Origin of the sequence: Massilia sp. YIM B02763 (assembly GCF_030412015.1) — a bacterium.
Lineage (GTDB): Bacteria > Pseudomonadota > Gammaproteobacteria > Burkholderiales > Burkholderiaceae_D > Telluria.
The window spans coordinates 81,591-101,333 of record NZ_JASNRD010000012.1 but is presented as its reverse complement, the minus strand read 5'-3'; the positions used below and the strand labels follow the sequence as shown (position 1 = coordinate 101,333).

The following is a 19,743-nucleotide window of genomic DNA, read 5'->3' as shown; positions in this document are numbered from 1 at the left end:
GGTGGGCACCACGTGCCCACCGCACCGCATGCGGTCACGCGGCCTGGTGTTCCCGCAACCCCACCGTCGCCTGCGTCACCTTCGCCTCCGCCCGCTCCAGCACCACGCGCCGGTTGCTCGATTCCTGGTCCCGCTGCGCTTCCCGATGCCACAAATGAAATACCTCGGTGGCAAACGCGCCATCCTTGCGCAGTACGCCGCTGTGGAACAGGCGCACGACCAGGTCGGAATCCTCGTGGCCCCACCCCGTGAAACTCTCGTCGAAGCCGTTGACACGCTCGAGGTCGCTCTTCCAGACGCCCAGGTTGCAGCTCTTGATACGGCGCCAGCTGAATTTCTTCGTCGTGCGGCCCAGGTCCGGCCAGCGCACGGCGAGCTGCAAGACCTTGTTCATGTGGCCGCGCAGGCGCCAGCCGAGGCGCGTCGCCAGCGGCGCCACGGCGACGTCGACACCCTCGTCGAGCACGCGCCGCGTCAGCGCCTCGTCCAGCAGGATGCGGCTGCCGGAGACGAGGCAGCCGGGTTCGGACAGCGCCCGGTGGCGCGCGATGAAGTCGCGCTGGGGAATGCAGTCGCCGTCCAGGAAGACGATGTACTCGCCCGTGGCGGCCAGCGTGCCCCGGTTGCGCGCCATGGCCGCCCGGAATCCCTGGTCCGGCTGCCAGACATGTTGAACAGGCACGGGGCTGCCTTGCGCCAGGCGCTCGATGCAGGTTCGCGTGTTGGCAGTCGAGCCGTCATCAGCGATAATGATTTCGAAATTCTTGTCGTTCTGCATGAAACATGCCCGAACCACCGCCTCCAGCGCGTCTGGCCGGTTATAGGTGGTGATCACGACCGAGATTGTCTGTGCGTGCCGCATAAGGTCCGATGTACACTGCTGTATTCAGGGGCATGAGTATCCCACAAGAACATCAATGAACAGTAATTCGACGAATATGGGGGCGCCGGCCCGGAACTGGATCGGCGCCCTGGCTTTCTTGTTACCCTTTTTGAGCCTCGTCACGCTGTTCGGCGTCAGTCTTGTCAGTTTTCTGTTCCTGATCAGCGCTTTGATCTGGTTCAAACCCAGTCGGGATGCGCTGCGCAGCCATTGGCCCCAAGTACGGTGGGTAGTGCTGGCATTCCTGTTGTACTTCGTGTTCGTGCAGGGTTGCGCGCTGGTGCGCGGGGCCTCGATGGGGCCGGTGGAAAAGCCGGCCCGCATGTTCCTGGCGCTCACCGCGCTGGTGGCCGTGCTGGTGTCGAACGCGCCGCGCCGCGCCCTCTGGTGGGGCGCGAGCACGGGCGCGCTGGCGTCGCTGGCCTTCATCGGCTGGCAGCGCCTGGCGCTGCACATCGACCGTCCGGGCGGCTTGATCAATGCGATCACCTTCGGCGACCTGGCCCTGCTGCTCGGCTTGCTGTCGCTGGCCGGCGCGATCGACCTGCGCGCGTCCCGGCGTGAGACGCTGCTGTGCGGCGCCGGCGTGCTGGCCGGGCTGGCGGCCTCGATCCTGACGGGCACCCGGGGCGGCTGGATTTCGCTGCTGCTGGTGGCCCTGGTGCTGGCGCCGCGCGTGCGCATGATCGACAGCCGCGCGCTGAGCGGCTTGCTGGCCGCCGGATTGTTGCTTCTGGGCACGTCGTGGTTCGTGCCGGCACTGGGTGTGCAGGAACGCTTCGCCGAAGGCGTGCGCGACGCCGAGACCTGGTACGAAGGCGGCAGCGTCTGGACGAATGTCGGCACCCGCCTCGAGCTGTGGAAGGGCGCGGCGATGCTGATCGAGGAAAAACCGCTGCTGGGACGCGATTTCGATGCTGCAAGGACACGTCTTGCCGAATTTGCACAACAAGGACGCCTCGATCCCTTGGTACTGGAGCTGCCGCACCTGCATAATGACGGGTTGCAAGCGCTGGCGACGGGGGGCGTGGTCGGGTTCGTGCTCTGGGCCAGTATCTTGGTGGCACCGTTGGCGTTTTTCCTGCGCCGCCTCGGCCGCGATGCGCAGGCGCCGCAGTTCGCCGCGGCGCTGGCCGGGACGTTCGTCGTGCTCGGCTATATTGGATTCGGATTGACCGAAGTGATCTTCTGGTCGATGAAAGGCAGCCTGTTCTATGCGCTCATGGTGTTCATGCTGATGGGCTTCTGCCTGAATGCGAAAGATAAAATTGGATAACCGTATCATCATCAAGCGCCTGTGGGCGATCCTCAAGCCCTATCGGGGGCGCGCCTTCCTGTCGCTGCTCGCGATGGCGCTGACGGCCGCCACCCAGCCGCTGCTCGGCAAGGCTTTGGAATTGCTGATGGACAAGGGCTTCAACGACAAGGTCGAGTTCTCGCTGTGGTGGATCCCGGGCGTGCTGGTATCGATCTTCGTCCTGCGCGGCATTGGCACCTTCGCCACCGCCTATTACAACAACTGGGTGCTCAGCCGCGTGCTGAACGATTTGCGCGCCAAGGCCTTCGAGCGCCTGCTGCGCCTGCCCGTAGCCAGGTTCCATGAAGAATCGACCGGCAAGGTGATCAATACGGTGGTCGGCGACGTGCGCCAGGTCGTCGACATGATCAATTCCGTCTTCATTTCCTTCGTGCGCGACGTGCTGGTCGTGATCGGCTTGCTCGCCTCGCTGCTGTACCTGAACTGGAAGCTGACGCTGGTCGCCATCGTCGTCGTGCCGCTGACGGCCGTCATCGTGCGCACCACCAGCAAGCGCCTGCGCCACCTGAACCGCGAGAACCAGCGCGTCACGGCCGAGATGACGCAAGTGGTCGAGGAGGCGGCGCGCGGCCACCAGGTGATCCGCGTGTTCTCGGGCGAGCGCTACGAGAGCCGCCGCTTCTACCTGCGCAGCGAGGCGCTGCGCGGCTTCTCCCAGCGCATGACGGTGGCCTTCGCCGCCACCACGCCCGTCACCCAGATCGCCACCTCGCTGGCGCTGTCCCTCGTCGTCGTGCTGGCCCTGCAGGCCGGCATGACGGTGGGCGAATTCACCAACTTCGTCACGCTGATGCTGATGCTGCTCACGCCGCTGAAGGCGCTGGCCGAGGTCAACGGTCCCATGCAGCGCGGGATCGCCGCCGCCGAGACCGTGTTCGAGATGATCGACGCGCCCGTCGAGCACGATCCGGGCACCCGCACGCTCGGCCGCGCGCTGGGCAACGTGCGCTTCGAGAACGTCGTGTTCCGCTACCCGAACGCCCATGCGAACGCGCTGGATGGCGTGTCGCTCGACGTGCGCGCCGGCCAGACCGTCGCGCTGGTCGGCATGTCGGGCGGCGGCAAGTCGACCTTCGTGAACCTGGTGACGCGCTTCTACGAGCCGAACGCGGGCCGCATCCTGCTGGACGGCATTCCCTACCAGGACATCAAGATGGCGTCGCTGCGCGAGCAGCTGGCGCTGGTGAGCCAGAACGTGGTGCTGTTCGACGACACGCTGCGCGCCAACATCGCCTACGGCGTCGAGCACGTGGACGAGGCGCGCCTCATGGCCGCGATCCGCGCCGCCCACCTGACGGACGTGGTCGAGCGCCTGCCGGAAGGCGTCGACACGATGATCGGCGAGAACGGCATGCGCCTGTCGGGCGGCCAGCGCCAGCGCGTGGCGATCGCGCGCGCGATCTACAAGGATGCGCCGATCCTGATCCTGGACGAAGCCACGTCGGCCCTCGACAACGAATCCGAACGCGCCGTGCAGGCCGCGCTCGACACCCTGATGGCCGGCCGCACCACCTTCGTGATCGCGCACCGCCTGTCGACCATCGAGCGCGCCGACCGCATCGTCGTGATGGAACACGGCCGTATCGTCGAGCAGGGCACGCACGACGAGCTGCTGGCGCTGGGCGGCATGTACGCCAACCTGTACCGCCTGCAGTTCACCAACGTGGCGGAAGCGTCATGAACGGGAACGACATGAAGAACGGGCCGCGCACCCTCGTCATCTCGCCGAACTGGATCGGCGACGCCGTGATGGCCCAGCCGCTGCTGCGCATGCTCAAGCAGCAGCATCCGGAGCGCCCTATCGACGTGCTGGCGCCGCCGCAGGTGGTGCCCGTGTGGCGCCGCATCCAGGAAGCGGACGACATCCTCGTGACGCCGTTCCGCCACCGCGCCCTGCAGCTGGGCGAGCGCTTCAAGTACGCGCGCCTGCTCAAGGAGCGCAACTACAGCGACGCCTACGTGCTGCCGAATACCCTGAAATACGCGTTGATCCCCTGGCTGGCAAGGATCCCGCGCCGCATCGGCTACAAGGGAGAGATGCGCTACGGGATGGTCAACGTGATGCACCACGACGACGTCCCGCGCCGTTCGATGGTGCCGTTCTACTCGGCGCTGGCGCGCGAGCCGGAACTGCCGTCGCCGCACGCGGTGCGGCCGATCCTGATCGTGGGCGGAGAAGAATCGAACGACGTGCGCGCGCGCCTGGGCCTGGACCTCGACCGCCCGCTGGTGGTGTTCGCGCCGGGCGCGGAGTTCGGCATCGCCAAGCGCTGGCCGCCGGCCCACTACGGATCGCTGGCCGAGCGCGTCGCGGCCCAGGTGCCGGGCGTGCAGATCGCGCTGCTCGGCTCCCCGAACGACCGCGAGACCTGCGACCAGGTGCAGGAATGCGCCGGCCAGGCCGCGCCCGCCGTCGTCAACCTGGCCGGCCAGACCTCGCTGGACGACGCGATCGCCCTGATCGCCCAGGCCGGCGCCGTGGTCTCGAACGACTCGGGCCTGCTGCACATCGCCTCGGCGCTGAACCGCCCGGTGGTGGCGCTGTACGGCTCCACCGACCCGGACTACGCGCCGCCGCTGTCCGACCTGTCGCGCACCGTGTCGCTGCGCCTGGAATGCTCGCCGTGCCGCAAGCGTGAGTGCCCGCTGGGGCACCACGATTGCATGAACAAGATGAGTGTCGACCGGGTGTGGCGCGAGCTGGCGCCGATCCTGGGCGGGTGAGCGATGTGCGCCCGGGCGGGCGTATGGGAAACACGGAACAAACACCACGTCGTCCCTGCGAAGGCAGGGACCCATGCCGAGTTTCCAACGTCCGCATATTGGATATACCGGAGTGTATTCGACGTACTGAATTCTGATGCTCAGTATGGGTCCCTGCCTGCGCAGGGACGACGGGAATCAGATGCGTGCATCCCGTGCGCGCAACGCCACGCACACCCCCTCCGCCAGCGCACTGACCAGCGCATGCCGCCTCCTCGCCTCCGACCGCTTCTTCGACGCAATCGCCTCCAGGTCCGGCGCCTCCAGCGGCGCGCAATCCAGTTCGTAGTCGCCGTCGGCGCGCCGCACGGCGCCCAGCTCTTCCCACAGCTGGTCGTAGTCGGCCAGCACGCGGCCGTGGCGGATCGCCTTGTAGATCACGCGGTTGCGGTTCGAGACCAGCAGCATGCGCTCGCAGCCGTATTCGTGGCCCAGCTGGCGCGCCAGCGTCACCATCAGCTGCTTCGGGCGAATGCCGTGCAGCTCGCGCGTGGCCAGGCGGATCGCCTCGCGCGCATCCTCCGTCTTGCCGCCCTGGACGCAGCCGATCGAGAGCGTGGGGCGGCCGTCGCGCGGCGCCACCGTGAACGCCACCGTGTAGACGATCTTGTCGTCCTGCGCCAGCTGCAGCACCAGTTCGCCCTCGCGGTCGAAGCGGTCGATCGTACGCAGCTGCACCTGATAGGGCAGGCCGCTCCGGCCGGCCGCCTCGGCCAGCACCACCGGCCCGCGGCTGGCGCGCGCCACCGTGTCGCCCAGGCCGCGCCGGAACATGAACAGGTAGTGGGCGTGGATCGCCTCCAGGCGCTGTTCCGGCGTGATGGCGTGGGTGCAGTAGGGCCGGAAGGCCTTGTACAGGAAGCGCGGGCACTGGCGCACGTAGTCGGAAAACGCCGGGTGCGAATTCAGCAGGGTCAGCCAGTCCCGGGCGAGGCGCCGGTGCTGCAGGGCGCGCAGGCGGATCTTGCCCAGTTCGCGCCAGCGGCGCATGCCGGCGAGGTGCGGCGGCACGGCGCAGGCGAGGGTCACGGATGGGAGGGCGATGGCGACCAGGCGTTCGGCCAGGCCGCGTTCCGGGCTGTACAGCTTCATGCGCGCCGCTCCGGCGCGAGATCGGCAGGGAGGCAACGCAGGACGGCAGGCATGTGGACCTCGATACACGTTAAGTGACGCAGGGTAACGTCATGTAACGCAGTGTATCAATGCGAAATGCTTGCCGTAAATACCATGGACAAATTGTAATGTTCAGAAACAACGGCCGGGGCGTCGCTACCCCGGCCGCCCGCTTACGCTTCCTTGCTCTTCGCAAACCCCGCGGTGCCAGTTTCGGCCCTGGCCTGCACCGCTTCCCGGTCGCTCAGGTAACGCGCCAGGGTGGCCTGGTGTTACCAATCCCTACAGGCTCGGGTCGCAAAACCCCCCAAGACAATCAGATCTGGGGAACTGGCCGGGTAGAACTCGCCAGCGTAGTCACACCGAAAAGTCAGGCAGTTTTCGGTTTCACGATTACGGCCCCGTCGACACCCGGAACGTACAGCTTCAGTTGGGGCATGTTAAGAGAGGGCGCGTACTGGTTCGGCCCAGTCGCCTCTACAACGATCACCGTCACTGCCCCGTCACCAGTCTACGATGCCCAAGTCGTGTCCGCCAATGTACCTTCGCGGGTAACGGCAGGCAGTTATTACAATGTGTCGCTGACCTTGAAAAACACGGGGAACGTAACGTGGACGACGCCTGACTATCTTCTTGCGAACCCGGACGACAACATGATCTGGGGGGTGAATCGTGTCAGCATGAATACGTCGAGTGTCGCACCTGGTCAGAATACGACTTTCAGCTTCCAAATGCGTGCGCCGACGAGCTCTGGCACATATCCCTTCCAGTGGGGGATGGTGTGGGAATACCACCAGCGTTTCGGCCAGACAAGCACCACTTACATCGTCGTCGATCCGGTCACTAGTACGCCGGCGCCTACGATCAGCGCATCGCACACGGCCATGACGGCTGGACAAGCTTTCTCCATGACCTGGGGCACTTCCAATGCGACATCGCTCGTGCATACGTGTTCGGCCGGAGGGACCGGCTATACCGTCAATGAATCGCTCGCAGTCAATGGATCGCGCACGATGACGGCGCAATCGGGATGGGTCAACTATCCGTCGACCTGTACTTGGACGGCCAGCGGCGCTGGCGGAACAGCGACCTATACGGAAACAATGACGACTGCCGCTGGCTCGACCGCGTCAAACGGCGTCACGTACATCCATACCGATGGCCTTGGTAGCCCTGTGGCACGTACCGACGCCAACGGCCAGGTCGTGAGCCGCACGAGCTATGAACCCTATGGCTATGTCGCAGCCGGTACGACGCCCACGATTGGGTTCACGGGACATGTGAACGATGCGGATACTGGCCTGACGTACATGCAGCAGCGGTATTATGATCCGGTGGCCGGACGATTTTTGAGTAACGACCCAGTAGCGGCCGACGTGCTTACGGGAAGTAACTTCAACCGCTATAGCTATGTGAACAATAATCCGTACAGCTACGTTGATCCTGACGGTAGGAATGCAATCGTAGTGGGATTTGTAGGCGGAGCTACCGTGCTCGCAGTCGGTGCCTGGAAATACGCGACCGACCCGCAGGCCAGAGCCGTCATGAACCGTGCATTTGACGTGTGGCGTAACCATTCGGGACCCAAGAGAAGTGACTCGGCAGACGCCTCAAAGCCGAACAAGAACAGCCCGCCGCCAGTTCCCAGCGACTTGGTTGGCGACCAAAGCGACCCGCGTGCAGGCCCAAGTAATAGCGGAAAGCGCCATACGAGCGGACCACTTACGCCAGAAAATGGTGGAACTGGCGATGCTGAAAAGGATTTTGATAAGTTGACTGGTGGTACAGGAAAACCGTTCCCAGATAGTGATGGCCGAAGCAAAATTCCTGGCGCGCAGGTCGGCGATAATGGTGTTTGGATTCGCCCCGGCACCAAGAACCCAGGCGACGGCCCTCGCATTGAGATACCCGGTAATGACAACAAGCTGCCTGAAACCCTTCACTATTAATTAGGAGATATTGTGAAGAAGGTAATGTGTTTTGATGTGGTTTCTGCCCCCGCATTGGCAGCGGGATTGTCCAATGGCTTAAGTGCTTATGCAATTAATACCCCAAAGGTCGGGCCGCCAGCGACATTGTGGCTGCGGTTATGCGATGGCCGAACTCTCAAGGTGGGTGTAGATATGCACGGCATCGGCGGTTGGGAAGAGATTGGCACGCTCACGTTCGAAGTGGTCAACGCGGACGACGCTCCGGAAATGGTGAGCCTGCCTCTATCTTGGTCGGAGGTACGGAGAATTCAAAAGCTTGTCTACCTTTCAGATGAGTACGAAGCTGAATGTGGATTTATGTTATGCACGGGCAATGGGGACGATCTTATAGTCGTGCCTGGCGCAGATGTCTACACTTTGGCAATAAAAGCGCCATTTTACTGGCTGCCTTTTACCCCGGAAAACGATTTAGCGGCCTATGTGTGTAAGGATTTCTAGAGGATTTCGCGGGTGCTGAGCTATCAGCTACCACATGTTGTCGAAGCAGTGAACGAAAAAGGGCCCCTTTCTGAAAGAGAAAGGGGCCCTCTGCTTGTCTTTGCGCCACTTAAAATCGCATTCAAGCCTCTTTCGTGTGCACGTACTCGAACATTCTGCTGCCGTCCGCGGCATTAACTGCCTCCCGGTCACTCAAGTAACGCGCCAGCGCGTCGTCGAACGAGGGAAGCAGCATGCCGCGTTCGCTGCTCAGGGCACTTGCCGCCGGGCGCGGCGCGCGCAGGCCCATGTCGGCGGCGGAGATCTCGCGCAGGCCGCCTGCATCGACGCCTGCGGCCTCCGCGGCGCGGCGCGCCAGGTCCGCCCAGCTCATCGCCTCGCCGTTGCTCAGGTGCCAGATGCCGCATTCGCGGTCGATCAGCAGGTCGAGGGTGGTATTGACCAGGTCCGGCACATAGGTCGGCGTGACCATCATGTCGCCGGCGGCGGCGAATTCGCGGCCGTTGCCGAGGGCGTCGAGCGCTTGCGTGACGAAGTTGTGCTCGTCCCACGGGCCGAAGAAGGCGCTGGTGCGGATGACGAGGGCCTGCGGGTCGGAATCGAGCACGCGCCGTTCGGCGTCGGCCTTGCTGCGGCCGTACACGTTCAGCGGAGATACCCGGTCGGACTCGACGTAGGGACGGCCCAGGGTGCCGTCGAACACCAGGTCGCTGGAGAAGGTCGCGAAGCGCAGCGCATGGCGGATCGCGGCCAGCGCCAGCACCGTCGGGCCGTGCGCGTTCTCGCGCATGCAGCGTTCGACGTCCTCCTCGGCATCGTCGACGCGCACGTAGCCGCCGGCGTTGATGATCGCCCAGGGCTTGAAGCGCACGATCGCCGCCTCCACCGAGGCCGGATCGGCGATGTCCATCTCCTGGCGCGTCAGCACGTGGCAGGCCAGGTTGCGTTCCGCGCAGATGCGGGCGAAGGCGCGGCCCAGCGTGCCGGTGGCGCCCGTGATCAGGATCGGTTGCGGGAAGGTGGAGCGGAAGGCGCCGCGTTCGGCGATGTCGGCCACCGTCGTGCGGGTCGCCACGGGCTTGGCCAGGAAGCGTCCCGGCCGGCGCCACCAGCCCTGGCCCTGCAGCACCGGGGCCGACAGCGGACGGCCGCTGGCCAGCTCGCGCATCAGGGTGGCGACGGCGGTCGGGCGCGGCTGCGGGCCGCGCACGTCGTACGGGCCGGATTCGTAGTAGCCGTTGCAGGCCGTGACCAGGCAGTTCCAGTCGTAGGAGCCGAGCAGCGCCCACACGGTGACGGCGCGGATGTCGGCGCCGCCCTGCTGGACCTTCTTGGCCGCATTCCACATCTCGACGAGCCAGCGCAGCTGGTCTTCGCGGTTGGCGTCGATGTGGGCCTCGGTGATCGCGATCGGCAGGCCGTAGCGGTCCCAGGTTTCCTGCAGCAGCGGGCCCACGCCCGGCGTCGGCGTGGCCAGCACGCGCGGGCATTCGATGTCGGCGTGGGGGATGCCGCGGTACTGGGTGCGGCGGCTTTCCGGATAGCGTTCCAGACGGTGGTCGAGCCAGCGCTCGCTGGTGATGTAGTAGTTGACGCCGATGATGTCCGGCGGGCAGGGGTTCTCCTTGAACCACAGCAGCTCCTCGGCCGTGGCCTCGTTCTCGAGCAGGTAGTTCCACAGCGCGTGCTGTTCGTCGACCTTGCCGCACAAGAGGTCCCAGCCGAGCCAGCGGCGCTCGTTGAAGAAGTTGGTGATCTCGGCCATTTCCGGCGTGCCGTAAGTGCGCGACAGGTCGTCGGTCTGCACCAGCTTGGCGTCCGGGTTGACGGCGCGGATCGCCTGCATCGACAGCACCACGGCACGGCACTGGTTGATCAGCGCGCGGATGAATTCCGCCTCGCTGCTGCCGTGCGGGTACCAGACGCCGTTCAGGCCGGAGAAGCGCGCGGTCGTGCAGGGTTCGTTGACCGGGGTCCAGTACTCGACCCACGGATAACGGCGCGCCACGGCGCCCGCGTATTCGGCAAGCTTGTCGGCGAAATCGGGGGCCATCAGGCTCGTATGGCGCGGGCCGCTGCCGTGGTGGATCAGGCCGACGATGGGCGAGACGCCCAGTTGCTGCAGCACGGGCAGGCGTTCGTCGGACCATGACCAGTCGGCCGACTCGATGCCGTCCGGCGCCGTGCGTTCCCATAGCACGGGGTAGCGGATGGCCTTGATGCCGAGCGAGGCAAAGCGCTCCAGGTCCTGCAGGCGCTCTGCATGGCCGTTGCGGTCCATCTGGGAAAAGTATTCGTCGCGTACGCGGTTGACGGTGCATTCGAGACCGCCCCAGACCTGGAGCGGAGAAGTTGCTGGCTGAATATGACTGTTGAGGTTCATGAGCGTTTCCTGCGTATTTGATCCAAGGCCTTAGCCTAGACAAGCGATCCACCTCCTTGTGTGGGGTGGCCCACATATAGGAAAGATTTAGGAGTAGTCCTACGTGCATAGTCAATTTATATATGACACTGGCCGCTGGACACGCTCCTTGACAGGACACGGGGCGCGCCGACATGCTGCCGGAGGAAGCGCCGAGGCGCAAAAGGAGAAACGATGTACATGGTTTATTGGACGATCGCCGATGCCGCCGGCAGCACGCCGCATGCGCAGGCCTTCGGGACGGACGCGATGGTGGATGCGATGCGCTTCATGGAGGACCTGCGCCGGCGCCAGCGCGAAGGCGAGGGCGTGCGCTTCGTGACGATGTGCTCGGAGCATCCGGACGTGGTGGGGCATCCGGGGGTGGACGTGACGGGGCCGGACTACAACTGGAAGAAGCGGCGCAGGTAGCGGAAAACGGCGGTGGGAAACGGCTACGGAAAACGGCAGCGGAAAACGGCAGCGGAAAACCCCGTCGCCCCTGCGCAGGCAGGGGCCCAATTTTGTCAGAGCGCCACCGAGGTCAAATTAGGCCCCTGCCTGCGCAGGGGCGACGGTAACGTGCGTTAATCACCGTGGCGTAGGGTGGGCACCACGTGCCCACCATCCGGTAACGTGCGTTAATCACCGTGGCGTAGGGTGGCACCACGTGCCTACCATCCGGTAACGTGCGTTAATCACCGTGGCCGTCGGGTGGGCACCACGTGCCCACCATTGCGTACCGCTTACGGCAATTCCAGCGCCATCTTCGCCAGCACGTGCTTGAGGACCTTCCCGCTCGGCGCCGCCGGCAGCGCCGCCAGCGCCACGATGCGCGCCGGCCGCTTGTACGGCGCCAGGCGCGCGGCCGCCCAGGCGGCCAGTTCGTCGGGCGCGGGCGCCTCGCCCGGTGCCGGCTGCACGAACGCCACCACTTCCTCGTTGCCGTCCGCGCACGGCCTGCCCACCACCGCCGATTGGGTGACGCCCGGGTGGCTGTTGAGCGCCGTCTCGACTTCCAGCGGGAACACGTTGAAGCCCGAGCGGATGATCAATTCCTTGCTGCGCCCGACGATGGACAGCGCGCCGTCCGCCGCGCGGGTCGCCATGTCGCCCGTGTTCAGCCAGCCGCCGGGACGCAGCGCGGCCGCACTCAAGGCCGGTTCGCGGTAGTAGCCGCGCATCAGGTTCGGGCCGCGCACCCATAGTTCTCCCGGCGTGCCGTCGCCGGCCAGGTCGTTGCCGTGGCGGTCGACCAGGCGCACCTCGACGCCGGGGATCGGCAGGCCGACGGCCGTGTCGGCGCGGGGCGCGTCCAGGCGGGTCTGGCTGACCGTGGGCGCGGCTTCGGTGAGGCCGTAGCCGTTGTGCAGGGGCGTGCCGAGCAGCGCCTCGACGCGCTCCTTGAGCTGCGGGTCGAGCGGCGAGCCGCCGGCATAGGCGAAGCGCAGGCGCGACGGCAGGTGTAACGGCGAGCGGGTGCCGGCGATGCCGGGCAGCGCCAGCAGGCGCGCGTACATGGCCGGCACGCCCTGCACGATGGTGAGGCCCTCGTCGCGGATGGCGGCCAGCATCTCCTGCGGCGCGAAGCGCGGCGCCAGCTGCAGGCAGGCGCCCGCGCTCAGGGTGCCCAGCATCACCGAGGTCAGGCCGTAGACGTGCGAGATGGGCAGCACGCCCCAGGCGCGGTCCTGCGGCACCAGGCCGCGCAGGCGGCTCGACACGGCGGCCACGTACAGCAGGCTGCGGTGGCTCAGCATCACGCCCTTCGGCTGGCCCGTGGTGCCCGTCGTGTAGACGAGGGCGGCGACGGGGTCGTCGCCGTCGGCTTCCGGCATGCAATCGTCGCTGCGCGGCCCCGCCATCAGGCCGTCGAAGCCGGGGCAGGCCTGCGCACCCGCGCGCGCCGCATGCGTCGCCGCCTCGGCCGACACCCCCGCCGTGTACAGCGCGATGCGCGCGCCGCTGTGCACGGCGATGCCATCCAGCTCGGGCGCGGTCAGGCGCGGATTGACGTTGACGATCCACGCGCCCACGGTCGATGCCGCGAAGATCAGCGCCACCTGGGCGGCGCAGTTCTCGCTCGCCAGCAGCACCCGGTCGCCGCGGCGCACGCCGAGTTCGCGCAGCAGCGCCGCGTGGCGGTCGACGGCGTCGACCAGGGCGCGGTAGGTGACGGTATGGCCGGCTTCGGCCAGCGCCGGGGCGCCGGGCGTGCGCGCGGCGACGGCGCGGGGAATGGCGTCGATGCGGGCCGGCAGGCCGGCCAGCAGCTGCGCCACGTCGAATTCCTGGTTCATGCGCTTCCTTGCTGGGGTCCGGCCGGGCCGGAGAACCGGCGATGATAACCGGGCCGTGCGTCCCTGTCATGCGCCCCCCATCCGCCCGGCGGTTTATGATCCTGCCGACAAGAACCGCTCAGGAACAGCGGCAGGACGAGAACGGACGAGGGGACACGCATGGGAGCGATCGACGACAAGGCAGTGGATGCCGGCTATGTGGACCACGCGGCCTACCGCGCCGCCGGCGGCTACCGCCTGCTGCAGGCCTGCCTGGGCGGGCGCATGCATCCGGAAAGCGCGATCGTGACGATGATGGCCGCCGGCCTGCGCATTCCCGACGCCGGCGGCGGCACCGTCCCGGCCGGCCGGCGCTGGCGCCAGGTGCGCAGCGCGGCCGGCCCGCGCACGCTGCTGCTGGGCGTCGACGGCGGCGGGCCCTGGGCCTTCCGCGACCGCCACTACCTGGGCAGCGACCCGCACCGGGTGCTGGAAGGCGCGCTGGTTGCCGCCTGGGCCGCAGGCATCGACCACGTGCAGCTGCGCCTGCCCGACGGCGAACCCGGCCTGCGCGCCATGCTGCGGCAGGAGCTGGCCCATCTGCGCGCCGATCCGCCGGCGAGCGGCCTGGCGCACATCGCGGTCGACGAGGCCTCGCCGGCCACCGGCACCCTGCTGGAACAGGACGCCGAAAGCCTGCACTGGGTGCGCGACATCCTCGAGCGCGGCGCCGACTGGTTCACGAGCCAGGGCCGGCACGGCAAGCGCGGCCTGCGCTCCTTCGCCGTGTCCGGGGCCGTGCGCGTGCCCGGCGTCAAGCTGGTACCGGCCGGCACCACGGCGCGCGAACTGGTCGACGACTACTGCGGCGGCCTGCGCGAAGGCGCCCGGCTGTACGCCTGCCTGCCGGGCGGCGCCGCGGGCGCGATCCTGCCCGCCGCCATGGCCGACATCCCGCTCGACGCCGATACGCTGGGGCGCCACGGCGTCGACGTGCATCCCGGCACCGTGCTCGTGCTGGCCGAGGGAGAGCGCGCCTGCGACGCCGCCTGCGCCGTGCTGGCGCATTGGCGCGCATCCGCGGGCAATGCCGGCCGCGACGCCATCGACGAAGCGCTGGCGCTGCTGGCGCTGCCTACGCCAGGCGGCACCGCCGCGCGCCTGGCCGCACTGGCGCAGGCCCTGCGCGACGGCAGCCCGGCCGCGTCCCGCGCCATCGACTCCGTGCTCGTCCACTTCGGCCATGAACTGGACGGCCGCGGGGACGTGGCACGCGCCGCGTGATGGCCGCCCTGGACGCCACCCTGCGCGCCTTCGGCCTGCTGTTCACGGGCGATGCCGCCCTGTGGCACCTGGTCTGGGTGTCCCTGATGACCAGCCTGGCCGGCCTGCTGCTGGCCGCGCCGCCGGCGCTGCTGCTCGGCTACCAGGCCGCGCTGCACCGCTTCCGCTGGCGCCGCGCCGTCGTCTGGCTGGCCGAGGCGATGCTGGCCGTGCCGACGCTGCTGGTCGGCCTGCTGCTCTACCTGTTGCTGGCGCCCGCGGGACCGCTGGCCGGCCTGCGCTGGCTGTTCGCCGAACCCGGCATGGTGCTGGGCGTGTTCGTGGTCACGTTTCCCGTGCTGTTCGCCTACACGCTGGCGGCCGTGCAGGCCGTCGACCCGCTGTATGCGGAGACGGCGCTGGCGCTGGGCGGTACGCGCAGCCAGGTGATGCTGCGCGTGCTGCACGAAGCGCGTTTCGGGGTCATGGCGGCCATCCTGCTCGGCTTCGGACGCGCGATCGCGGAGATCGGCTGCGCGCTGGTCCTGGGCGGGAATATCGCGGGGCACACGCGCAGCCTGGGCACGGCGCTGGCGCTGGAGGCGGGCCGTGGCGACGTCGACCAGGCCATCGCGCTGGGCATCGTGCTGCTGGCGTTCGCGCTGCCCCTCACGGGCGTGCTGGCGTGGCTGCAGGGCGCGCCGCGCGTATTGCGGAGGCAGCCGGCATGATCCAGAGCATATCGATCCAGAGCATGCTGGCAAGCGTGGACGTGCGCACCGGCGACGAGCGCCGCAAGGCGCTCCTGGGCGTGCGCGGCCTGCGCAAGCGGCTTGGCGCGCATCCGGGCGAGCGTCTGCTGCTGGACATCGACCGCATCGAGATCGCCACCCACGGCGCCTACCTGCTGACGGGCATGAACGGCGCCGGCAAGAGCACGCTGCTGCGCGTGCTGGGCGGCCTGGAGCGGGCCGAGATCGACAGCCTGCGCTTCGAAGGCCTGGACGTGATCCCGCATCCCTACCCGTGCGCCATGCGCACCGGCATCGTCTACGTGCACCAGCATCCGGTGCTGTTTTCCACCAGCGTGGCCCACAACATCGGCTACGGCCTGGCGGTGCGCGGCGTGGCGCCGGCGGAGATCGCGGCGCAGGTCGAGGACGCCATGGCCTGGGCCAACGTCGCCCACCTGCGCGACATCGATCCGGCGCGCTTGTCGCGCGGCGAGCAGCGGCGCGTGGCGCTGGCCCGGGCCAAGGTCCTGAAACCGAAACTGATGCTGCTGGACGAGCCCACGGCCGACCTGGACGAGGTCGCGCGCGAGCGGCTGTTCGGGTCGATCGCCGCGCTGATCGATGCGGGGGGCAGCGTGCTCATTGCGTCGCACGACCGGAACCTGGTGGGGCAGGAGGGGGTGCAGCTGATGGAGCTGCGGGAGGGAAGGTTGGAGATCAGTTAGCACGTCGTTCCCGCCTTCGCGGGAACGACGTATTGTCGTTTAACTTACGCCAGCGCGTGCATCACCGCCTGCACCGGAATCGCCTTGACCCAGTCGCGCCGCTGGTCCGCCGTGATGACGGTGGAGTTGGCCTTGTCGACCGGCGCCCATTCCGGCGTCTTCTGGCGCATCAGCGCGACGACCGGCACGCCCACGGCATTGGCCAGGTGCATCACGGCCGTCTCGACCGAGACGATCAGGTCGCACTGGGCCAGCATGGCCGGCAGCTGGAAGAAATTCTCGTTGGCGCTGAACAGTTCGGTGCGGTCCAGCTTGCGCTCGGCCAGCATCGCCTTCACGCGCTCGACTTCCTGCGGCACCGCATTGACGATGAAGCAGGCGTCGCGCCATTCCGGCTGGGCGCGCATGGTCGTGATCAGCTCGGCGACGCGCTCGACGGGCCAGCAGCGCTTGCGGGTCTTGGCGAACGGGTTGATGAAGACCAGCTTGCCCTGGCGGCCGTCGAAGCCCCAGTCGTGCAGGCGCGCGCGGGCGCCTTCGATGAATTGCTGCGGAATATGCACGAAGGGAATGCGTGCCGTCGGCGGGATGTCGACGTTGGCCAGCTGGCGGAACCATTCGGCATGCACGTCGCTGATGTGCGGTGCGCTGTTGCGGTCGGCCACGTCCGGGTTCAGGCTGGCGTCCAGCTTGCGGTAGGCGAACCAGTGCGGCAGGTCGAGCAGGCCCAGCGGCTTCTTGAGGCCGACGACGAAGCCGTCCGGGCTGATCTCGCGCGCCAGGTTGGCATAGAAATGCGGACGCAGCGTGCCGAGCGAGACGACGATCGGGTAGCGTTCCTGCCGGGCTTCCTTGATGGAGGCCTGGAACAGCTCGGGCGAATAGTTGCGGTCGTAGACCTTGTCGATGAAATCGCAGGCCGCCAGCCAGTCGTACAGCACGTTCTTCTTCAGGTGCGGCCACTGCGAGGCGTCGCCCGTGCGGCGCACTTCGTCGACCCACAGGTGCAGCTTCAGGTGCGGATACGCTTGCGCGAACGCCTGGAAGCAATTCTGCAGGTACGTGTAGTCGCCCAGCGCCAGGTGGGCGATGAACAGGATTTTGTCCGACTTCTGCAGCAGTTCGGAAGGAATGAGAGGTACGTTCATTGTCTCTTACGGGTCGCCTGCCTGTGTGATGACGCCGCCAGTGGTCCATTCAGGGGAGCCGCGGCGTACAAGCTGCGCCAGCAGCACCAAACGGGAACCGCGACACCCCGTTGTTCGTCAACAATGACGTCTCTCCACGGTTGATCAAGGTTCCCTGCCGGTCGGCTGGCCGCATCCCGCAAACGTCGCTGGAAACGCGCTACCGCCAACTCTCTAATTCAGCAAATTGTCACGAATTGTAGTCTAAACCGGGGAGCGGCGTGTCCGCCAGCCCTATTTTCGGACGCTTTGTCCATCGGCAGCAACAAGCCTTGAACTGCTTGGCAAGTGTTTGTCGCGCCCCGTACATTTTACAGACAAAATTTCACATCAAAATGACATCGTACTGCTCCTGGTGGTAGCCTTTTTCCACCTGCAGCGAGATTTTCTTGCCGATGAAATCACCCAGCATGGCCAGGTGCTGCGACTCTTCTTCCAGGAACAGGTCGACCACTTCCTGCGAGGCCAGGATGCGGAATTCGCGCGGGTTGAATTGCTTGGCTTCGCGCAGCAGTTCGCGCAGGATCTCGTAGCAGATCGTGCGCGAGGTTTTCACTTGGCCCTTGCCGCTGCAGGCAGGGCAGGGCTCGCACAGGATGTGCGCCAGCGATTCGCGCGTGCGCTTCCTCGTCATCTCGACCAGGCCCAGGGCCGAGAAGCCGCTCACCGACACCTTGGTGCGGTCGCGCGACAGGGTTTTCTTGAGCTCCGCCAGCACGGCATTGCGGTGCTCGTTGTTCTCCATGTCGATGAAGTCGAGGATGATGATGCCGCCCAGGTTGCGCAGGCGCAGCTGGCGCGCGATGGCGTGGGCCGCTTCCAGGTTGGTCTTGAAGATCGTGTCGGCGAAATTGCGCCCGCCGACGAAGCCGCCCGTATTCACGTCGATGGTGGTCATCGCCTCGGTCTGGTCGACGATCAGGTAGCCGCCCGACTTGAGGTCCACGCGCCGGCCCAGCGCGCGCAGGATTTCCTCCTCGACGCCGTACAGGTCGAACAGCGGGCGTTCGCCCGTGTAGTGCTGCAGGCGCGACAGCACGCTCGGGGTATAGACCTGGGCGAATTCGACCAGCTTCAGGTAGTTCTCGCGCGAGTCGACGAGGATCGCCGCCGTCTCGTCGTGGACGAAGTCGCGCAGCACGCGCTGGGCCAGGCTCAGGTCCTGGTACAGCAGGCTCGTCGCCGGACGGGTGCGCGCGCCCTTGGTGATCGCGCCCCAGGTCTTGCGCAGGTAGTCGATGTCGGCGGCCAGGTCGGCGTCGGACGCGTCCTCGGCCTGGGTGCGCACGATGTAGCCGCCTTTCTCGTCCGGCGGCAGCAGGCCCTGCATGCGCGCGCGCAGCGCCTCGCGCTCGGATTCCTTCTCGATCTTCTGCGAGATGCCGATGTGTTTATCTTGCGGCAGGTACACGAGCATGCGGCCGGCGATGGAGATCTGGGTCGACAGGCGCGCGCCCTTGGTGCCGATCGGGTCCTTGATCACCTGCACGGTGAGTACCTGACCGTCGAACAGCAGTTTCTCGATCGGGGTCGGCGGCACGTTGGCGCCGTCGTGCGGACGGGCTTCCCAGATGTCGGCCACGTGGAGGAAGGCGGCCCGCTCCAGGCCGATGTCGATGAAGGCGGACTGCATGCCCGGCAGCACCCGCACGACCTTGCCGAGATAGACATTGCCGGCCAGCCCGCGGGTGAGCGTACGCTCGATATGCAATTCCTGCACGGCACCCTGCACCACCAGCGCGACGCGTGTTTCCTGGGGGGTGATATTGATCAGGATGTCTTCAGTCATTGGGGGCGGGCCGTGCGTTATTGTTCAGAACGACATCATACACGGTGGGGGAAAGGGCCGTTGGCCCTGAACACCGTCGTCCCTGCGAAGGCAGGGACCCATGCTGAGCATCCGAAGTCCGTATTTCTGAAACGCTAGAATGCATCCAGCATACCGAATTTTGATCTTCAGTATGGGTCCCTGCCTGCGCAGGGACGACAGGTTTTATTGAGCGGGAGCGATGATATGCCGCTATTGCTTATAAAGGATTGATCCCCGCCTTCCGCAGCAGCTGCACCGTCTCGAACACCGGCAAGCCCATGATGCCCGAATGGCTGCCCTCGATGTGCTCGATGAACAGCGCCGCCAGGCCCTGGATGCCGTAGGCGCCCGCCTTGTCGTAGGGTTCCGCGGTGGCGCAATAGGCGCGGATGGCGTGCGGGGACAGCTTGGCGAAGCGCACGTGCGATACCTGCGTGACCTGCTCGACCAGGTTGTGCGCATGCACGGCGATCGACGTCAGCACCTGGTGCGTGCGGCCCGACAACTGCTCCAGCATGGCCACGGCTTCGCGCACGTCGGCCGGCTTGCCGAGGATCTCGCCATCGATGGTGACGGTGGTGTCGGCCGACAGCACCGGGCGGATCTGCATGCGCCGCTGGTGCAGCACGTTCCAGGCCGCCGCGCCCTTGGCCAGCGCGACCCGTTCCACGTAGGGCAGCGGTTCCTCGCCGGGCAGCACGTCCTCGCTGACGTCGAGGCTGCGGCCCAGGTCGGAGCGCAGGCTGAGCAGTTCGAAATCGATGCCGACCTGGCGCAGCAGTTCGCGCCGGCGCGGGCTCTTGGAGGCGAGATAGATCTTCTGGTCGGGCGTTTTCAG

The 19,743-nt window shown here is 66.6% G+C and carries 16 protein-coding genes; 9 read left to right on the top strand and 7 right to left on the bottom strand.

Annotated elements, in window-relative coordinates:
* Positions 1 to 34: 34 nt before the first annotated feature.
* Entirely contained in the window at positions 35 to 862 is an 828-nt protein-coding gene (locus tag QPK32_RS16225; protein ID WP_290413827.1) for a glycosyltransferase family 2 protein, read from the bottom strand.
* Between the two features lie 55 nt (positions 863 to 917).
* On the opposite strand from QPK32_RS16225, the gene QPK32_RS16220 reads away from it, so the two are divergent.
* From QPK32_RS16220 to waaF, 3 genes are read left to right on the top strand one after another with little or no spacing between them, the layout of a single operon-like run.
* Positions 918 to 2,159, top strand: a complete 1,242-nt coding sequence (locus tag QPK32_RS16220) for an O-antigen ligase (protein ID WP_290413826.1) — start codon at positions 918 to 920, stop codon at positions 2,157 to 2,159.
* Entirely contained in the window at positions 2,137 to 3,882 is a 1,746-nt protein-coding gene (gene msbA / locus QPK32_RS16215) for a lipid A export permease/ATP-binding protein MsbA (RefSeq protein WP_374046757.1), read from the top strand. The genes QPK32_RS16220 and msbA overlap by 23 nt, the downstream gene beginning before the upstream one ends.
* Positions 3,879 to 4,925: a lipopolysaccharide heptosyltransferase II gene (gene waaF, locus QPK32_RS16210; protein WP_290413824.1), complete on the top strand. Its 1,047-nt coding sequence runs from the start codon at positions 3,879 to 3,881 to the stop codon at positions 4,923 to 4,925. Before msbA ends, waaF begins: the two co-directional genes overlap by 4 nt.
* Before the next feature lie 177 nt (positions 4,926 to 5,102).
* Here waaF and QPK32_RS16205 read toward each other — a convergent pair whose 3' ends face one another.
* Positions 5,103 to 6,056, bottom strand: coding sequence for a VirK/YbjX family protein (locus tag QPK32_RS16205; protein ID WP_290413823.1), 954 nt, complete (start codon positions 6,054 to 6,056; stop codon positions 5,103 to 5,105).
* A gap of 548 nt (positions 6,057 to 6,604) precedes the next feature.
* Here QPK32_RS16205 and QPK32_RS16200 point away from each other — a divergent pair.
* Positions 6,605 to 8,026: an RHS repeat-associated core domain-containing protein gene (locus tag QPK32_RS16200; RefSeq protein WP_290413822.1), complete on the top strand. Its 1,422-nt coding sequence runs from the start codon at positions 6,605 to 6,607 to the stop codon at positions 8,024 to 8,026.
* A 12-nt stretch (positions 8,027 to 8,038) separates the two neighbouring features.
* Positions 8,039 to 8,506 carry a hypothetical protein gene (locus QPK32_RS16195; RefSeq protein ID WP_290413821.1) on the top strand — a complete coding sequence of 156 codons (468 nt, stop codon included), beginning with the start codon at positions 8,039 to 8,041 and terminating at the stop codon, positions 8,504 to 8,506.
* Between the two features lie 121 nt (positions 8,507 to 8,627).
* Here QPK32_RS16195 and QPK32_RS16190 read toward each other — a convergent pair whose 3' ends face one another.
* A complete protein-coding gene (locus QPK32_RS16190; protein ID WP_290413820.1) occupies positions 8,628 to 10,889 on the bottom strand; it encodes a family 1 glycosylhydrolase in 2,262 nt (753 codons plus the stop codon).
* Positions 10,890 to 11,102: 213 nt separating this feature from the next.
* Between QPK32_RS16190 and QPK32_RS16185 the strand changes: the two genes are divergently transcribed.
* Positions 11,103 to 11,339 carry a hypothetical protein gene (locus tag QPK32_RS16185; protein ID WP_290413819.1) on the top strand — a complete coding sequence of 79 codons (237 nt, stop codon included), beginning with the start codon at positions 11,103 to 11,105 and terminating at the stop codon, positions 11,337 to 11,339.
* Between the two features lie 314 nt (positions 11,340 to 11,653).
* Here the strand turns inward: QPK32_RS16185 and QPK32_RS16180 are convergent, their stop codons facing one another.
* Entirely contained in the window at positions 11,654 to 13,207 is a 1,554-nt protein-coding gene (locus QPK32_RS16180; RefSeq protein ID WP_290413818.1) for a class I adenylate-forming enzyme family protein, read from the bottom strand.
* Between the two features lie 159 nt (positions 13,208 to 13,366).
* On the opposite strand from QPK32_RS16180, the gene QPK32_RS16175 reads away from it, so the two are divergent.
* From QPK32_RS16175 to QPK32_RS16165, 3 genes are read left to right on the top strand one after another with little or no spacing between them, the layout of a single operon-like run.
* Positions 13,367 to 14,470, top strand: coding sequence for a hypothetical protein (locus QPK32_RS16175; RefSeq protein ID WP_290413817.1), 1,104 nt, complete (start codon positions 13,367 to 13,369; stop codon positions 14,468 to 14,470).
* Positions 14,470 to 15,180, top strand: coding sequence for an ABC transporter permease (locus tag QPK32_RS16170; RefSeq protein WP_290413816.1), 711 nt, complete (start codon positions 14,470 to 14,472; stop codon positions 15,178 to 15,180). Before QPK32_RS16175 ends, QPK32_RS16170 begins: the two co-directional genes overlap by 1 nt.
* Positions 15,177 to 15,908 (top strand): energy-coupling factor ABC transporter ATP-binding protein, encoded by a 732-nt coding sequence (locus QPK32_RS16165; RefSeq protein WP_290413815.1) that lies wholly within the window; start codon positions 15,177 to 15,179, stop codon positions 15,906 to 15,908. The genes QPK32_RS16170 and QPK32_RS16165 overlap by 4 nt, the downstream gene beginning before the upstream one ends.
* A gap of 44 nt (positions 15,909 to 15,952) precedes the next feature.
* On the opposite strand, the gene QPK32_RS16160 is transcribed toward QPK32_RS16165, so the two are convergent.
* The 3 genes from QPK32_RS16160 to QPK32_RS16150 all read right to left on the bottom strand — a co-directional run bounded on the left by QPK32_RS16160 (position 15,953) and on the right by QPK32_RS16150 (position 19,743).
* Entirely contained in the window at positions 15,953 to 17,056 is a 1,104-nt protein-coding gene (locus tag QPK32_RS16160) for a glycosyltransferase family 9 protein (protein WP_290413814.1), read from the bottom strand.
* 364 nt (positions 17,057 to 17,420) lie between these two features.
* Positions 17,421 to 18,884, bottom strand: coding sequence for a ribonuclease G (rng, locus tag QPK32_RS16155; protein WP_290413813.1), 1,464 nt, complete (start codon positions 18,882 to 18,884; stop codon positions 17,421 to 17,423).
* A 238-nt stretch (positions 18,885 to 19,122) separates the two neighbouring features.
* Positions 19,123 to 19,743 (bottom strand): nucleoside triphosphate pyrophosphatase, encoded by a 621-nt coding sequence (locus QPK32_RS16150; RefSeq protein ID WP_290413887.1) that lies wholly within the window; start codon positions 19,741 to 19,743, stop codon positions 19,123 to 19,125.

What these genes read in the sequence shown, in the direction of transcription:
- QPK32_RS16225 (WP_290413827.1), bottom strand. Translation starts at nt 862, where the DNA reads ATGCGGCACGCACAGACAATCTCGGTCGTGATCACCACCTATAACCGG.
- QPK32_RS16165 (WP_290413815.1), top strand. Translation starts at nt 15,177, where the DNA reads ATGATCCAGAGCATATCGATCCAGAGCATGCTGGCAAGCGTGGACGTG.
- QPK32_RS16220 (WP_290413826.1), top strand. Translation starts at nt 918, where the DNA reads ATGAACAGTAATTCGACGAATATGGGGGCGCCGGCCCGGAACTGGATC.
- QPK32_RS16170 (WP_290413816.1), top strand. Translation starts at nt 14,470, where the DNA reads ATGGCCGCCCTGGACGCCACCCTGCGCGCCTTCGGCCTGCTGTTCACG.
- QPK32_RS16175 (WP_290413817.1), top strand. Translation starts at nt 13,367, where the DNA reads ATGGGAGCGATCGACGACAAGGCAGTGGATGCCGGCTATGTGGACCAC.
- QPK32_RS16160 (WP_290413814.1), bottom strand. Translation starts at nt 17,056, where the DNA reads ATGAACGTACCTCTCATTCCTTCCGAACTGCTGCAGAAGTCGGACAAA.
- waaF (WP_290413824.1), top strand. Translation starts at nt 3,879, where the DNA reads ATGAACGGGAACGACATGAAGAACGGGCCGCGCACCCTCGTCATCTCG.
- QPK32_RS16185 (WP_290413819.1), top strand. Translation starts at nt 11,103, where the DNA reads ATGTACATGGTTTATTGGACGATCGCCGATGCCGCCGGCAGCACGCCG.
- QPK32_RS16190 (WP_290413820.1), bottom strand. Translation starts at nt 10,889, where the DNA reads ATGAACCTCAACAGTCATATTCAGCCAGCAACTTCTCCGCTCCAGGTC.
- msbA (WP_374046757.1), top strand. Translation starts at nt 2,137, where the DNA reads ATGCGAAAGATAAAATTGGATAACCGTATCATCATCAAGCGCCTGTGG.
- rng (WP_290413813.1), bottom strand. Translation starts at nt 18,884, where the DNA reads ATGACTGAAGACATCCTGATCAATATCACCCCCCAGGAAACACGCGTC.
- QPK32_RS16180 (WP_290413818.1), bottom strand. Translation starts at nt 13,207, where the DNA reads ATGAACCAGGAATTCGACGTGGCGCAGCTGCTGGCCGGCCTGCCGGCC.
- QPK32_RS16205 (WP_290413823.1), bottom strand. Translation starts at nt 6,056, where the DNA reads ATGAAGCTGTACAGCCCGGAACGCGGCCTGGCCGAACGCCTGGTCGCC.